12 protein-coding genes are annotated in these 15,152 nt (G+C 43.9%); 8 read left to right on the forward strand and 4 right to left on the reverse strand.

The features are described 5' to 3' along the window. Nucleotides 1–6: 6 nt before the first annotated feature. The 3 genes from JMW85_RS04210 to JMW85_RS04220 all read left to right on the forward strand — a co-directional run bounded on the left by JMW85_RS04210 (nt 7) and on the right by JMW85_RS04220 (nt 2,635). Nucleotides 7–669 (forward strand): OmpA family protein, encoded by a 663-nt coding sequence (locus tag JMW85_RS04210; RefSeq protein ID WP_201581032.1) that lies wholly within the window; start codon nt 7–9, stop codon nt 667–669. A 60-nt stretch (nt 670–729) separates the two neighbouring features. Beyond that, a complete protein-coding gene (locus tag JMW85_RS04215; protein ID WP_201581033.1) occupies nt 730–1,926 on the forward strand; it encodes a hypothetical protein in 1,197 nt (398 codons plus the stop codon). Between the two features lie 70 nt (nt 1,927–1,996). Beyond that, complete coding sequence (locus tag JMW85_RS04220) at nt 1,997–2,635, forward strand: OmpA family protein (protein ID WP_201581034.1); 639 nt, start codon at nt 1,997–1,999, stop codon at nt 2,633–2,635. Between the two features lie 28 nt (nt 2,636–2,663). Here the strand turns inward: JMW85_RS04220 and JMW85_RS04225 are convergent, their stop codons facing one another. Next, on the reverse strand, nt 2,664–3,575 hold the full coding sequence (locus JMW85_RS04225; RefSeq protein ID WP_201581035.1) for a lysine exporter LysO family protein: 912 nt from the start codon (nt 3,573–3,575) through the stop codon (nt 2,664–2,666). 269 nt (nt 3,576–3,844) lie between these two features. Between JMW85_RS04225 and JMW85_RS04230 the strand changes: the two genes are divergently transcribed. From JMW85_RS04230 to JMW85_RS04240, 3 genes are read left to right on the forward strand one after another with little or no spacing between them, the layout of a single operon-like run. Next, on the forward strand, nt 3,845–6,631 hold the full coding sequence (locus JMW85_RS04230) for an alpha/beta fold hydrolase (RefSeq protein WP_201581036.1): 2,787 nt from the start codon (nt 3,845–3,847) through the stop codon (nt 6,629–6,631). Beyond that, nucleotides 6,624–7,829 (forward strand): patatin-like phospholipase family protein, encoded by a 1,206-nt coding sequence (locus JMW85_RS04235; RefSeq protein WP_201581037.1) that lies wholly within the window; start codon nt 6,624–6,626, stop codon nt 7,827–7,829. Before JMW85_RS04230 ends, JMW85_RS04235 begins: the two co-directional genes overlap by 8 nt. Nucleotides 7,830–7,837: 8 nt before the next feature. Continuing rightward, complete coding sequence (locus tag JMW85_RS04240) at nt 7,838–8,653, forward strand: SDR family NAD(P)-dependent oxidoreductase (protein WP_201581038.1); 816 nt, start codon at nt 7,838–7,840, stop codon at nt 8,651–8,653. A 7-nt stretch (nt 8,654–8,660) separates the two neighbouring features. On the opposite strand, the gene JMW85_RS04245 is transcribed toward JMW85_RS04240, so the two are convergent. The 3 genes from JMW85_RS04245 to nadA form a co-directional block, all read right to left on the reverse strand. Then, the gene (locus JMW85_RS04245; protein WP_201581039.1) at nt 8,661–9,554 is read right to left on the reverse strand and encodes a phosphatidate cytidylyltransferase; all 894 of its coding nucleotides are present in this window, start codon (nt 9,552–9,554) and stop codon (nt 8,661–8,663) included. Between the two features lie 77 nt (nt 9,555–9,631). Further along, entirely contained in the window at nt 9,632–11,593 is a 1,962-nt protein-coding gene (gene nadB / locus JMW85_RS04250) for an L-aspartate oxidase (protein ID WP_374220443.1), read from the reverse strand. Next, a complete protein-coding gene (gene nadA / locus JMW85_RS04255; protein WP_201581040.1) occupies nt 11,550–12,689 on the reverse strand; it encodes a quinolinate synthase NadA in 1,140 nt (379 codons plus the stop codon). The genes nadB and nadA overlap by 44 nt, the downstream gene beginning before the upstream one ends. Before the next feature lie 285 nt (nt 12,690–12,974). Between nadA and JMW85_RS14165 the strand changes: the two genes are divergently transcribed. Together JMW85_RS14165 and nadC are read left to right on the forward strand one after the other, a co-directional pair. Further along, nucleotides 12,975–14,063 (forward strand): NUDIX hydrolase, encoded by a 1,089-nt coding sequence (locus tag JMW85_RS14165; protein ID WP_227681658.1) that lies wholly within the window; start codon nt 12,975–12,977, stop codon nt 14,061–14,063. 170 nt (nt 14,064–14,233) lie between these two features. Next, complete coding sequence (gene nadC / locus JMW85_RS04270) at nt 14,234–15,094, forward strand: carboxylating nicotinate-nucleotide diphosphorylase (protein ID WP_201581042.1); 861 nt, start codon at nt 14,234–14,236, stop codon at nt 15,092–15,094. The last annotated feature ends 58 nt before the right edge of the window (nt 15,095–15,152 follow it).

Here is a 15,152-nt window from a genome sequence, read left to right on the forward strand (position 1 = left end):
TAATTTATGAATACGCTATTGAGAAGTATGCTTGTTGTTTTAATCAGCGTCTTAACGCTATCTGCATGTCAAACGCATGACTTGTCTAACCAAAAAGCTCAAACTATTAATTTGCCAATTATTCTGATGAATTTAGATAGCGACGGCGACGGCGTGCCTGATGATTTAGATCAATGTCCAAATACGACAGAAAACGTGGTAGTGGACGAAAGAGGTTGTCCTGAGATTACAAGTCTTATTGGTATGCCTCCAATGATGGAGTATCGTGCTTTTTTTACCAAGGATAGCAGTGAATTACTGCCACAGTATCATGATGAGCTTGATAGAGTAGCAGAACAGATGAATAACTATGATACGGCTACTATAAAAACTGAAGCTCATGTCTCGAAGGATGAGGTCAATAAAGCTTCTACCTCAATGTTGCAATCAAACTCACTGGCTAAGAATAGAGCACTCATTGTCAAAAATTACCTAATTTTAAATCACAGAATTGAGCCTAGTCGTCTAACTACTCTTGATTGCGGTATTAAAGGTTCTATTGCACCTTCTGATACCGAGGAAGGCAGATCTATGAATCGTAGAGTTTATAGCTTAGTAACTGATTTAAAAAACCACAAAGCTAATTATCATCAAAATGACCTAGGCTCAAACAGGTGTATCGAGTTTTAGTTTTTGTCATTTATTAATAAATAACCATAAGATAAAAATAACTACTCGAAGGCAAATCTCATGCTTATCCCTAAATACTGGGCGCAACACAAACAGCGCTTTGAATCGCTAGAAACGTCTAGTAAACCTTCCAAGCAAGCTACTATCAAACGTTATGGTTGGTCGGACGTCAGTCAAAGTGCAGCGTTAACTCATGCTAAATCACGAGTCAATGAGGCGCATAATCGCTGGCTGGCAGGTGAAGATATCTTACGCCGTGAGCGCAGGGAAGAGTATAACGAAGGCAATAGCATTCCTATTCGTGAAAAGATTATTGATAAGCATGATTTTCCAGAAAATGAACCATCTAATAATAGTGCAGCAGTAACGAAGCTTATCGTTACGCGCAACAGCTATGGCGCACAAGTCGCTAACGTCGATAATATCGCCATTATCGATGTCGATAATGATGATTTATTGCGTCATAACTATCCTGATGATTATAACCATCATGGCTTTATGCATGCCTTTCTCGTTAATCAAAGCAATCCCGCCAGCAAAATTAAAATTTGGTTTTTTGTTGTTGTTTTTATACTCATCGCCAGTGTTATCGCTTGGTTGGGGTTGTCATGGTTATGGCTGTTAGTAGTTATGTTTGTTGCCACTGCTTATTTGTGGCAACAAGCCAGTGCCAGAGACAAGACCCGAGCGCAAAAATATGCCGATGACGCCGCCTCGTTACTGCCCTATATGACGGATTTGATCAAAAAACGTATTGTTAATCATCCTACCGAATGCTTTCGTTTATATCAAACACCTGCAGGCTTTCGTATTATTGCGACTCACGATGTTGTATCGCCAAGTGATAACGTGGTAGAAGATTGGTTTGCGTATTTCCATGCGGATACCAATTATTTCCGTCTGTGTCAGGTGCAACAGTGCTTTCGAGCGCGGATTACTGCCAAGCCGTGGCGTATGAGTGAGGTTGAAAATAAGAAGTTAGCTAAAGATATCCCTGCTAAGGACTTTTGGTTTGGCTCTGAGAACACAGATATAGATAGTAGCATTGAGCATCGTCAAGATGAGTTAAAAGCGCGTAAACAATGGATGGCTGATTATGATAAGTATGCCAAAAACTATCGAGCATGCAGTTATATTGAGGGTTTTTCTGGCAAGGAAACTGTTGATAGAAATACAGCAGCTACGCAAGCTATTGATGCTTTTATCGAGTGGCATGATAGAGTTTGTCAGGTGGAAAAAAATCTAGAGATGGCTTAGGTTATACTTTTTTTAATTAATTTTTTACGAATGCTAAAGTAGTATTTAATTGTATAGAGGAAATCTACTGATGAGACGTTATAGCGTTTTATTATTAACAGCGTCTATTGCTTTAGCTGGCTGCCAAACCACTACAGCTGTGCCGGCTAAAGAGTTACCTCAATATGAAAATATCAGGACGATGCAAGCAGAGATTGATTCAGATAGCGATGGTGTTTCGGACAAGTCGGATTATTGCCCAAACACACCTCCAAACGTTATGATAGATGAGAACGGCTGCCCACCTTCATTAGAAATTACTGACAAGAATTTCATAAAAGGAGAAGTTAGAGTCTATTATGATGAAAATAGTAGTGAGATAGATAGCAAGTATTTTGAAGAGTTAGATAGAGTAGGTGCGCTAATGCAAAAGCGCTTAGATATAGTGATAGTTATTGAGGCTCATATAAGTACACGCGAAGAAAGAAAGGGCTATCAAACCCTTGCGAACAATCGTGCCGAAAAGCTTAAAAACTTTTTGATTTCTAAATATCAAGTCAATTGTAATCGCATTAAAACTCATGGTTATGGGGCAGAGCAACCTGTTGCTTCTTCTGATACTGAAGAAGCAGACCAGTACAACCGTCGCCTATATGCAGTATTCATTGATACCAAAAATAATATTGAAAACTTCAATAATAGTAATGGAAAAAGCTGTCAGATATTTTGACTTTAATAGTTTTTGAAAGTAATGAAAACTACCCCAACGCCGAAAACACCACCATCAAAACTGGCGAGACAATATTAATAATAAAGCCAAAACTAATCGCCAATGGCACAACTTTTAGACCGCCAGATTGCTGAATAATTGGTAAGGTAAAGTCTAAGCTCGTCGCGCCGCCAAGCCCGACTGCTGCTGATGGATATTTACGCATAAACACGGGAATAAATATCAATGCAAAGAACTCACGCACCAAGTCATTAAATAGCGCGACACTGCCCCAAACCGCGCCATAAGCATCAGTCATCACAATCGCTGATAGCGAGTACCAACCAAATCCTGACGCCAGTGCCAAGCCTTTGGTCCACGATACCTCACTGAACATCAGCGCAAATATCAAGCCACCAACCAATACAGCTAGTGTAAAGATGACACTCATCTCAACGCCGCGCTTATTCAGCAGCACTTCTTTTAGCGTAATACCTGAGCCTTTTAAGCCAATGCCGACCAACAAAATTAATATCATCAGCATCACCGTCATGGTATTTTCAGGCGGCATATAATTGTCTGGTAAGAAATAACCAATCACCATACCAATGACCACACAAACGACTTGAGCGAGGCTACCACGGATACTCACGCGATGTTCTTTAGATTTTACGCTGGGTTTTTTGGCATGCCACGGGCGCAAATGATCGAATAACATCAGGGCAAACAAACCACTGCCAATTGTCAAAATCGATAGTATGGTCACATACAGCGCAATTTCGCCTATCTGACTGCCAAGTCCTTCAACTTGTGACAGCTCGATACCAATCAGCGCTAAGATGATAAATACCAGATAAGATAAGCCTTTATCTGCAAGCTTTGTCATGGTTGGATGAGAAGGAATGGCAAAGCCAATAAACATTGGCATTAATACCAGAACAAGGGTAACTAGGCTTTGCATGGTGATTGGCTCGCGGCATTTTCAAAGGCGTTTTTAAGAAGCTGGAAATTGTATCACATGAAACGATCAATGCTGACATGAGCGGCTAAGATTCCGTGTAAAAGCCGACTGTTTAACGACCAACTATTGAGCGTTAAGATAAAATCGTGAATCACTAAGCCGTAAGTCAGGATTTCATTCATGATAATTTGACTGCTAACAACGCTTAAGTATTTACCTGACCAACTTTTGTTGCTACATTAATAGACTTACTATATTTGGCTTGCCTCATGTCGCTATATCAGCTCAAGTCTCAGTTTCAAGATCAGCTGCGTCCAATAAGTGATGTGTTGGTCGAGCAAAAGGTGACAGCAAATCAAGTGACGGTGTCGGCCGTATTATTGAGCCTTGGTACGGCCTATATGATTGCCAAACCCGCAACTGAGCAGCAGGCATTATGGTTGCTGTTACCTTCATCATTGTTTGTGCGTATGGCGCTCAATGCTATCGATGGCATGATGGCGCGTGAGCATGGGCAAGCCTCAAGGCTTGGGGCAGTGCTTAATGAAGTGGGTGATATCGTAGCTGATACGGCGCTTATCGCAAGTTTAGCTCCGCATATTGCTAATGGTAATTTACAAGCGTCGACAGTCAATTTACCAAACCGTATATCAATCCATCAGCGTCATATTATCGGTCTGATTGCGCTTAGTATCAGCACTGAGTTACTAGGTATCACTAGTAATACGATGTTAGACATTAGAGCAAACCAAGGGCCTTTAGGCAAAAGCGATCGTGCTTTTTTACTAGGTTTGCTTGGCGCTTTCATGGCGACTAAAATGCCGATCATGCTATCGCATATCAAAGCGGGTCCACTATTGATACTGACAGAGGCGCTGCTACTAAAAACCTGCTTGAATCGCCTGCGTTATATGGCAGATTTATACTTGATACGTAAACCACCCGCGCTTCGTTCAAATTACTCAGAAACTCTTGAGTTAATACCAGAGTCATCGCATAAATCAGTTTTTCTTCTTGGTTGCCAAGAGAATGTTGGTCAACCCAATACGCTATTTTTCGATGCTGTTTCATCAAATTATTCTTTATTAAGCTATCCTCTATCAAATTTTTCTTCATTAAATGCCCCCTTATCAAATTCTGCTATTAAAACTTCCTTTTTGGAGCCTAAGATAATGCCGACCACCCCTCTCAATAATCATGAAAAAGTGGAGCAGGTTAGCGATACACTCAATTTATCGTCTTCCAAATTGATAAGCGGTGAAAATTGCTACAATGCTTACGATGGCACGGCGATTTATTATCGCTATTGGCTGACGATGCCTTTAGAAGGTATCAAACAAACCAGTCAGCCTCTGCGTCAAGTCATTTTATTACATCGTGGTCACGAGCATTCGGGACGACTAGCAGAACTTGGGCAACAGTTTGCGGCAGCAGGCTATCAAGTATTTGCTTGGGATGCGCGTGGTAATGGGCGCTCAGGTGGTATCAAGGATCATGCCGAAAGTGTTACCGGGCTTGAGCGCGATTTAGATGGTTTTGTGCAATTGGTTATCGGGCAAACGGGCATTGCTATCGAGGATACCTTAATCGTCGCCAGTAGTATTGGTGCAGTACTCGCCGCAGCATGGGTACATGATTACGCACCCAACATTCGCGGGATGATATTGGGTACACCAGCGTTGAGTATTCGCTTGTATATGCCATTTGCGATACCATCGCTAAAGGTAGCTCGCGCGCTTGGACTGATGTCACGCGTGAGCAGTTACGTCAAAGCGCAAGTATTGACTCATGATAAAGACGCACAGCAAGCTTATAATGCCGACCCGCTGATATCTAATAGCATTTCAACTGATCTGCTTATCGATACTCATGCAGCCGGTCAACGCTTGCTCGATGATGCTAGCGCTATTACTGTACCGACGTTTATATTATGTGCAGGTAAAGATTACGTGGTCGATAAACAGGCAGAGCGCGATTTTTATGAGGCGATTAATACGACCAATAAACGCTGGCAATTATATCCAGACAGCTATCATGCAATCTTTCATGAGACCAATAAAGCGGATGTCTTCGCCGATTGTATTAATTTCGCTGAGCAAGTATTCAGTAAGGACATTGAAGCGCCTGATTTGAGCTTGGCGCATATGAATAGTGCCAGTAAAGATAAGGTTGACCGTTTAGCGATTAAACCCTTTAACCCAAGCTTTGCCATTACTCGATTTGCCATGCAAAAATTTGGTCATGTCAGCGACGCGATTGCCACAGGACTGGAGCATGGCTTTGATTCGGGGCATTCGCTCGATCACGTTTATTATAATCAACCGAGTGGGCAGAATAAATTTGGTCAGGCGGTTGATAAGTTTTACTTGAGCAATATTGGTTGGCAAGGAATTCGTATTCGCCGCGAGCATATATTAGAACTCGCATGCGAGGCTCTGGCATATATTGAAGACAAAAACCAGAGCAGTACTAAACCATACCAACCAAAACTACTCGATATCGCTAGTGGACATGGCTTTTACGCCTTTGATTTACTGACAGAGTTTACCAAATTGCACGCTGAGCTACGCGATTATGAGCAGCATAATATCCAAGCGTTACAGGCAAAGGCGGAGCAGTTAGAGATTGCTGATCGCGTGATGACTTGTCAAAAAGATGCGTTTGACCCTGCCAGTTATTCTTATTTACAGAAGGGAAGTGACAATACCAAAGGCCTTGATGATAAAAAATTTGATATCGCTATTGCTTCTGGCGTGTTTGAATTATTTTCTGACAATACACTACCAGCGACGGCATTAGCAGGCATTTATGACAGCTTACAATCGGATGGTTATTTACTTTATACCAATCAGCCTTGGCATCCTGAGCAGGAGTTTATCAGCAAAACCTTAAACAATCATCGCGGCAGTAGTTGGGTGATGCGCTGTCGCTCACAAGCGGAAATGGATCAATTGGTTGAGAATGCTGGCTTTAAGAAAGTCGCCATGCGTATCGATCGTTTTGGTATCTTTACCGTGTCATTGGCAATTAAAATAACCTCAACCAATAATGAATAATACGCATGCCAAGCCCTATGAGCGTGTGCAAATTTTTTCAGGGGGCGGTTCACGTTTCGCCTATTATCTGGGCAGCTATGCGGCATTGGTTGCTCATGATTTGAAGCCAGATGTCATCGTCGGCACTTGCGGTGGCAGTCTGTCGGCTTATTTGGTCAATCTAGCGCCTGATCCTAAGGATTTGCAGGCGCTTATGTGCAGTCGTGAGTTGTATCGTGTCATTACAGCGATCAGACATGTTGCGCCAGACGAAGCCAATAGGCGATTAAAGATACGTTATATGACGCAGGCGCTTAAACGCTGGCGCTTGTCACGGCAGGTTTCTAACCGCCAAAAACAGCAGCAAGCAGATAGCTACGATCGACTATTAAGTGAGTTGCAGCATTTAGCGATGTTTCGGATAAATAACGAAGGGCAGTGGCTTGATGAGTTGTCTCATTTTTCTCCCAAGCAGAATAACAATTCGTTTAATACCGCCGCGCCAGAGATAGCCATTATCGCTAGCCGACTTTATCAATCACCCAATCAAACACTTAATCAAATGCCTACTGCTGATAGTTCTGTTTACGATGAGTTTAAGCTGCAAGAGTTGTTATTTGCACCACTGCGTTTGGCAGCATCAGAGCACTTTGATGAAATACTTAACGCGGGTGCGCATACGTTTGCTAATGGGCGTATTCATCAGTCAGTAAATGTCGTAAAGCAGTGGGACTTTGGTTCAGCGGTTCGTGCTTCTATGGCAGATATGTATTATCTACCGCCCATGCATATTGCAACGCGCGGCTGGTGCTTAGGCGGGGTGATTAATCTCACGCCGATTGAGCTGGCGTGTCAATTGGGGCAGACGGTATTTGCAGAGACCAAGGCAGGTTATGATTCATGGCTGGCGGCACCAGCGATTCAGCGCGTTTTTGGTTTTGACCCAAATGAGCGCTTGGCACAAGTGCATGGTTATCAGCCAATGGAAACGTCATCACTTATGAAGTCAGAAAGAAATAGCCATCAATTGCACTGGTTGCCCTTTGCAGATAATGGTCAGAAGTTGGCAGGACAGCATGTACAAAAACGTTTTAATGTTAAGCAAATGACGGTTGAACTCATTCACAGTGACTATGATGGCTTTTTGCAGCAAATGCAGGCGCAATGGCAGTATGGCTATCAGCGTACGGCTGACTATATACAGCAGCATGAGCTATGAACTCTAAAATGAAAAATATTACACAGTCGACTTCAGCTTATAAGCCATCGCATCTTATCGTTTTTGGCGGTACGAGTGGACTTGGCTTGGCGTTGGCGCTGCATCATCAGGCACTTGGCTGGCAAGTGAGCGTGGTTGGTCATAGCGTAGAGAAGATAGCCCATATTAATAGTCAGCATCCTGACATTGTTACTCACTGCTGTGATTTAACCGATAGCGCGCAAACACAAACGTTGGTAGATAACTTGTCAGATATTAGTTTTCAAAGAGTAATTTATAGCGCGGGTAGTTACACCAATGAGCGTATTCATCAGCTAAACCAGGCAGACAGCGATAAAATGCTAGCAATTAATCTGCAAGCATTTGAGCAGGTTTTTAGATGGGCAAGTGAGCAATTAAAACAGCAAAGTTATTCAATGGATTTTAATAAAAGCAACAAACTAAGTCTGATTTGTATCGCTTCTATTGCCGGTACCATGAATTATCCTTATGCCAGTCTTTACGCCAAAAGCAAACGCGCGATGATTGCGACTGCCAGCGCTTATCGAGCGGCACTTGCGCCGTATCATATTCAAGTCAACTGCATCGCCTCAGGTTATATCGATACTCAAGCATTACGCGATTTGAATGACGGCGATGCCAGTCATAAGCCATTCGTCATCAGTACGCAAACGGCGGTTGAGAATGTTATGCAAGCGATTGATGGTGATATTGAGCTGGCCATATTTCCACGCTCCATGCGCTATATTACTCGGGCGCTCAATCATTTGCCTAAGCCTGTGATTAGCTGGATATTACGCAGTAAATTGGATAAAACGACTTGATAAAAGGTTATCCAAGCAGCCAATAAAACAAGGTAAATAGCGGCACGCCAATGAGCAAGCTATCTACTCTGTCTAATACGCCGCCATGTCCGGCGAGCATCGTACCCGTGTCTTTCACCCCATGCTGACGTTTAAAGGCGGATTCTAATAAATCTCCAGCGATACCACTGACCGCTAAGCCGTAAGCGGCTAATAAGCAAATCCACCAATTAAAAGGCATGAGCCAAATGCCTAATAGCGTTGCCAATATCGCCGCTAGCATACTGCCGAAAAGAGCGCCTTCGATACTTTTATTCGGGCTAATGGTTGGGGCAAGACCACGCGTAAACAGCTTGTGACCAAGCAATCGTCCACATAAATACTGGGCAATATCATTAAATTGACTGGCGAATAACACAAAAAATAAAACGCCATACTGCTCGCGCTGCCAGATTAATTGTTGTAAGGCAATGAGACTGACAATCATTGTGATAAAAGCAGAGCTAAAGATTAGGTCTAACAGATTTAGACGCGTATAAGCTTGAGTAGAATGGGAAGAGGTTTGGCTAAAAGGCAATATCTTGGGTTGTAAACCGCGCGCTTGCAGTTTCTCAATCAGCACAGCTTTGTTGCGCAGACACCATAAGCGTTTAATCTCGTAGCAGCCACGCAGACCAATTAAAACGAAAAAGGCGATGAGCAGCCACTGGTAGGGGTAGTTAGGAGGCTGTGAGGGTTGGCTATTATCCGTTACCTTAGCGATAACATAACAAAGGCAAAGCGCCGCTAACATGAGCCACCATGAGCGGGCGATTAAATAGATTTTCGGTAAGCGCTGACGTAAGCGAGGTAGGGCAAGTATCGCCCAAACCGAACTGACGACTAATATTAGAACGATCACAAATAGCGTATCAGCAGCCATGTTTTTAGCACTTTGAGGTCAATAGAAAACGGTGGATTACCGTTTTTCATGGCTAAAGTGGTAGCCTCCAATTGCTGTTAGATGTTAGCAACTGTATTTACCACTCTAGCCTCTGTGTCATCGATTATAGGCTGAAGCAGCCAATCAATGCCACCCTCTCTGCTGCCTGTTTTGTCAGCTTCTCTCAACTTCGATAAGGGCGCAATCACACTGGTCCGAGGTGTGGATGCCAAATGCGGATAGTCTTGACGATAGTGACCACCGCGACTCTCATAACGCTGATAAGCTGACTGAATAACCAACGTGGCTAATTGTAATTGTCGTGATAATTGAAATAGTGTCAGCTCATTAGCAGTGATAGTGCCATCTAAAGTACTCATACTGGACTGATTTAACCTGGTTTTTTCAAGCCACTGTTGCCATTGCTGTATCTGTATCAGTATTTGCTCTAATGATTCGGCAGTTCGAGTGATACCCATATAAGAGGTCATTAAAACTTTTAATTCTGTGACTATTTTGCCAGCATAATCATGGGTAATGATATCAGTGTCATCACAATGAGATAAATTAAATAGAATGGTAGGAGAAGAAGGAAGCTTAATAGCTTGAATATCTTTAAGCGTTGGTGCTGTCCAAATGGCAGTTGCTAATAAATCTGAGTGATCATAACTGGTAACGTGATTTAGATTTTCTAATGCTTTTAAATATCGCGGTAAGTCAGCAGCGATATTGCGCCCAACGACTACGCATTCTAAAAGTGAATTACTTGCTAAGCGATTCGCACCATGCAAACCTGTATAAGCAACCTCACCAGCAGCATAAAGCCCTGCCACATCGGTTACACCATTGGCACACGTTACCACACCGCCACAACTGTAATGAGCGGTAGGGGCAACGGGGATAGGTTGTTTCGTGATATCAATACCAAGCTCTAATAGCGTTTTATAAATCTGCGGAAAATGCTCCCGTAAAAATTGCTCTGGCAAATGACTGACATCTAAATGTACGTAGCCAAGTCCGTTATTACTGATCTGCTCAGCGATGGCGCGAGCGACGATATCGCGTGGTGCCAATTCTGCCCGCTCATCAATTTCCAGCATAAAGCGCGCATCGGTTTGTGGACAGGTCAGCCGCCCACCTTCGCCGCGTAGTGCTTCCGATATCAAAAAGCTGCTGTCTGCTACTGCTAAGCCCGTCGGATGAAATTGGATAAATTCTAAATTTGCTAAGCGGCAGCCTGCTTGCCATGCCATCATCACACCATCGCCGACACAGACGTTGGGTGCACTGGCACGCTTAAATAATTGACCCATGCCACCACTAGCCAGTACGACTGCGCGACTAAAAAAAGTCAGTTGTCGTTGATTATTATGATCAAAAACTTGCGCCCCTTGGCATTGCTTATTTGGATTGGTACTGTCTGTTAAAAGGCTCAGCGCTTCATGATAAGGCAAAATAGCGATATTGGCAGCGTTTTGCGCCTTTATAGTCAAGGCTTCCATAATGTGTCGACCAGTCGCATCATCCGCATGTGCGACCCGCCTGCAACCATGCCCGCCTTCTTTGGTTAAATGTAAGTCGGCAGTTTGTAGTTCAGTCTGTAGTTTGGTGACAGGTTCAGCATTATCTTCTTGCGGTATCTGCGTAAAAGGCACACCTTGCTCACACAGCCATTGCACTGCCTGCTGTCCAGTACTTAAAATGCTAGTGGTATTATTGGCATCGCATAACCCTGCGCCAGCGATTAGGGTATCAGTGATATGGTCAGCGACAGAGTCCTCTTTATCCAAGCTTGCCGCGATGCCACCTTGGGCATAATGACTGGAGCAGACTTCCAAGGCGGCTTTGCTCAATACAGTAATATTCAGCGATTTTGGTAATGCTAGAGCTGTGCTTAAGCCTGCTAATCCCGCGCCAATGATAAGTACGTCAGTTTGCACCATAGCAGCAGGGCTATCGAGACCTAATGATTCCGCTGTCAATGCCGCGCTCATATTAGGCAGCCCCGACATTGGCGAATAGCTCGCGGTCTTTGACAATATCACCGCTCGATGTCACACGTTGCTTTTGCGCTTCGGCAAAATCAAGCATACGTTGCAAAGGCTTTTTAGCCGCGACTGCCAGCTCAGGCGTCATCAAAACTTCACCGCTGCGCTGCGTCAAGCACTGTTCAATACCTTTTAGACCATTCATTGCCATCCATGGGCAAAAGGCGCAACTCTTACAACTGGCGCTTTCACCTGCAGTAGGTGCAGCCAAAAACCGCTTGGTTGGTGAGCGTTTTTGCATTTCGTGCAAAATACCCAAATCGGTGGCGACGATAAAGGTATCGGCATCCATCTCATAAGTCGATTGCAACAGCTTACTGGTCGAGCCGACCACATCGGCGAGCGCCACCACGCTATCAGGGGATTCAGGATGCACCAATACTTTGGCGTTTGGATGCTCCTCTTTTAATTGCATCAGCTCGGTCGCTTTAAACTCATTATGTACGAGGCACGAGCCTTGCCAAAGCAGCATATCTGCGCCAGTCTCAGCAGCAATATATTTACCTAAATGGCGATCAGGCCCCCAAATAATTTTTTCACCATTCGCATGTAAATGGCGAATGATATCGATGCCAACCGATGACGTCACCACCCAGTCGGCACGGGCTTTCACAGCGGCGCTGGTATTGGCGTAAACGACAATTGTACGCTCAGGGTGAGCATCACAAAATGCGGAAAACTCGTCAGCAGGGCAGCCCAAATCCAGCGAACACTCGGCTTCTAGGTCTGGCATCAGTACTGTTTTTTCCATACTTAAGATTTTCGCCGACTCACCCATAAAGCGGACGCCAGCGACCACTAAGGTCTGGGCGCTATGCGCTTGCCCAAAGCGTGCCATCTCCAGCGAATCACCCACACAGCCGCCCGTTGCCAATGCCAAATCCTGAATAAAGGGGTCGACATAATAATGGGCGACCAATACTGCATTATGCGCTTTTAATAGCTGTTTAATGTTTTCCTCGACTGTGAGACGTTCAGCACGCGGCAAGTCTGCTGGCATTTTAGCTTTGGCATATTCGATATTCATTTGTGTTGCAATGCGATTGTCATTACTCATGATGGGCGCGTCGTAAGGATAAGTTTTCATAGATGCAAACCTTTTAGGCAGTAACGACAAGCAATATGCCGCTAAAAATAAGTCAATTAATATCGCTGGCTAGTCAGATGTTTTAATTATGCTCATTTTGAGCATAAACACAAGTATTTTTTATACATTTATGATTTGTACATTTATGATTTATAAAGACTCATTTTATATAATTACAACCACGAACTATGATAATCGTTGATTCAAGCTATACTGAGCAAATGGTCAACAGCTTAGCAGTTGAGCTTTATTTAATAATTAAAATAAAAGGTAATCACTAAAGTCATGACGTTGTCCTATTCACACGCGCATCAGCAAGGTAGTGGCACCACAGAAGTCGTGGCCGTGCTAGTCGCCATTACTGAGCATACCGCTCGGGTCTTAACCGTTGATCAAGGGAAGCTGTTACCCAATGGTCCATTGATGCCGTTGCATCGTTCCTTGCAAGCAGGTGTGCGCCAATGGGTTGAGGAGCAAACACAGCAACCACTTGGTTATTTGGAGCAGCTATACACCTTTGTCGATACCAATAGGCGCAACGTTGATGGTCATGCACTGGTCTACGTGAGCTATTTGGGACTGGTGCAAGAGACACAAACGCCGCAGCTACAAAGCCAAGCATTGTGGCGCGATTGGTATGATTACTTTCCTTGGGAAAATCATTTGGATGGCATACCTAGCATCATTATGAACAATATTGTGCCAGCATTATTGAGCTGGGCAGATAGCTCTAAAGATTCAGGCATCCAGCAGCGCCGCCGTCAGCGTATTGGTTTATGTTGGGGTGTAAGTGAAGCGCTCTTAGTGGGTGATATGCCCACAAGTGAAAATGCGGATAATGAATACACAGCATATGAGCATTATGAAAATAGAGAGTGGGTCGCTGAGCATGTGTTACTGCGCTATGAGATGCTGTATGAAGCGGGACTAATACCGGAAGCACCGAACTATCCACCCAGCTATTCAATGAATCATCGAAGCGTTCATCAAAGTGCTCACCAACCGAGCCATCAGAATAAGCTACCTGAAAACTGGTCACAGCTCATCGGTGTACCGATGTATTATGATCATCGCCGAGTGATTGCAACGGCTATTTCACGGCTGCGTGCCAAAATTGAATACCGACCGCTTATTTTTGGCTTGATGCCAGATGTATTTACCTTGTCACAATTACAACAAAGCGTAGAAGCGCTCTCAGGAGTGCGCTTGCACAAGCAAAATTTCCGTCGTTTGCTAGATTCACAAAAACTTGTGATGGAGACAGGGCAGAGTAGTAGTGCCCAACGTGGTCGCCCTGCCAAGCTTTATCGCTTTCGTCATGATATTGAACTACAAAGCTTATTGATGGATAGTAAGTTGCCTAAGCGTAAATAGGAGTTAATAGACTACCTTGCTATCTTTATTTTTATGACTATAAAACCCTGTCGGCTGCACAAAATGATGACGGTTCCTTGCGAGGCTGTTAACTTTACGCTATATTTATGCTCATTTTGAGTTTAATTGCAGAAGCATATATGAACGCCACGTTTATTTAAGGGTTAAAAATGACAGTTAAAAAAGAACCAGCATTGGATGAGGTATTGCTTAGACCTTTGGTTGAAGCTGCGCTAACTGAGGATTTGGGCAGACGCGGAGATGTCACATCACAAGCCACCATTCCAGCCGATATGCAAGCAAAGCTAGAGATTAAAGCGCGGCAAGCAGGCGTGATATGTGGTATGGATTTGGCACGTTTATCGTTTGCGATGGTTGATCCTCAGATTGAGTTTGTGGCTCAAGTTGCTGATGGTGAATGGGTCGACGCGGGTACAGTCTTGGCTAGTGTGCGTGGTAATGCCCGCCATTTACTGACAGCAGAACGTACCGCGCTCAATTTTATGACCCACTTGAGTGGTATTGCGACAGATACCAGAAAAATTGTAGATAGTGTGGCAGAGTATCCTGCGCAAATTACTTGTACACGTAAGACCATTCCAGGCTTGCGCATTGTACAAAAGTACGCGGTACGCTGCGGCGGCGGACGCAACCATCGTTTGGGACTGGATGATGCTATTTTAATCAAAGACAATCATATTGCCATCGCTGGTGATATAAAGACTGCGATTAAACAAGCCCAAGATTTTGCTGGGCATTTAATTCCCATCGAAGTAGAAGTCGATACTTTAGCGCAATTAGCGCAGGCACTAGACGCTGGCGTGAGCTTGGTGCTATTAGATAATATGTCCCCTGAAATACTAGCGCAGGCAGTAACGATGTGTAAAGGTCGCGCGAGAACAGAAGCTTCAGGTGGTATTACTCCTGAAACGGTACAAGCATCAGCAAAAACGGGTGTTGATTTTATTGCCATGGGTTATTTGACGCACAGTACCACAGCATTAGATATCGGTCTTGATTTTAGCGCATAATTTTCAATATGGCTGTCTTTACATACCTGTTTTAGCGATTAAGCTTTATGAGGTTATT

The sequence above is a fragment of the Psychrobacter glacincola genome, from assembly GCF_904846075.1.
GTDB lineage: Bacteria > Pseudomonadota > Gammaproteobacteria > Pseudomonadales > Moraxellaceae > Psychrobacter > Psychrobacter glacincola_C.

Coding starts and splice junctions, on each gene's coding strand:
- JMW85_RS04225 (WP_201581035.1), bottom strand. CDS start 3,575: ATGCAAAGCCTAGTTACCCTTGTTCTGGTATTAATGCCAATGTTTATT.
- JMW85_RS04235 (WP_201581037.1), top strand. CDS start 6,624: ATGAATAATACGCATGCCAAGCCCTATGAGCGTGTGCAAATTTTTTCA.
- JMW85_RS04220 (WP_201581034.1), top strand. CDS start 1,997: ATGAGACGTTATAGCGTTTTATTATTAACAGCGTCTATTGCTTTAGCT.
- JMW85_RS14165 (WP_227681658.1), top strand. CDS start 12,975: ATGACGTTGTCCTATTCACACGCGCATCAGCAAGGTAGTGGCACCACA.
- JMW85_RS04215 (WP_201581033.1), top strand. CDS start 730: ATGCTTATCCCTAAATACTGGGCGCAACACAAACAGCGCTTTGAATCG.
- JMW85_RS04245 (WP_201581039.1), bottom strand. CDS start 9,554: ATGGCTGCTGATACGCTATTTGTGATCGTTCTAATATTAGTCGTCAGT.
- JMW85_RS04230 (WP_201581036.1), top strand. CDS start 3,845: ATGTCGCTATATCAGCTCAAGTCTCAGTTTCAAGATCAGCTGCGTCCA.
- nadA (WP_201581040.1), bottom strand. CDS start 12,689: ATGAAAACTTATCCTTACGACGCGCCCATCATGAGTAATGACAATCGC.
- nadC (WP_201581042.1), top strand. CDS start 14,234: ATGACAGTTAAAAAAGAACCAGCATTGGATGAGGTATTGCTTAGACCT.
- JMW85_RS04240 (WP_201581038.1), top strand. CDS start 7,838: ATGAAAAATATTACACAGTCGACTTCAGCTTATAAGCCATCGCATCTT.
- JMW85_RS04210 (WP_201581032.1), top strand. CDS start 7: ATGAATACGCTATTGAGAAGTATGCTTGTTGTTTTAATCAGCGTCTTA.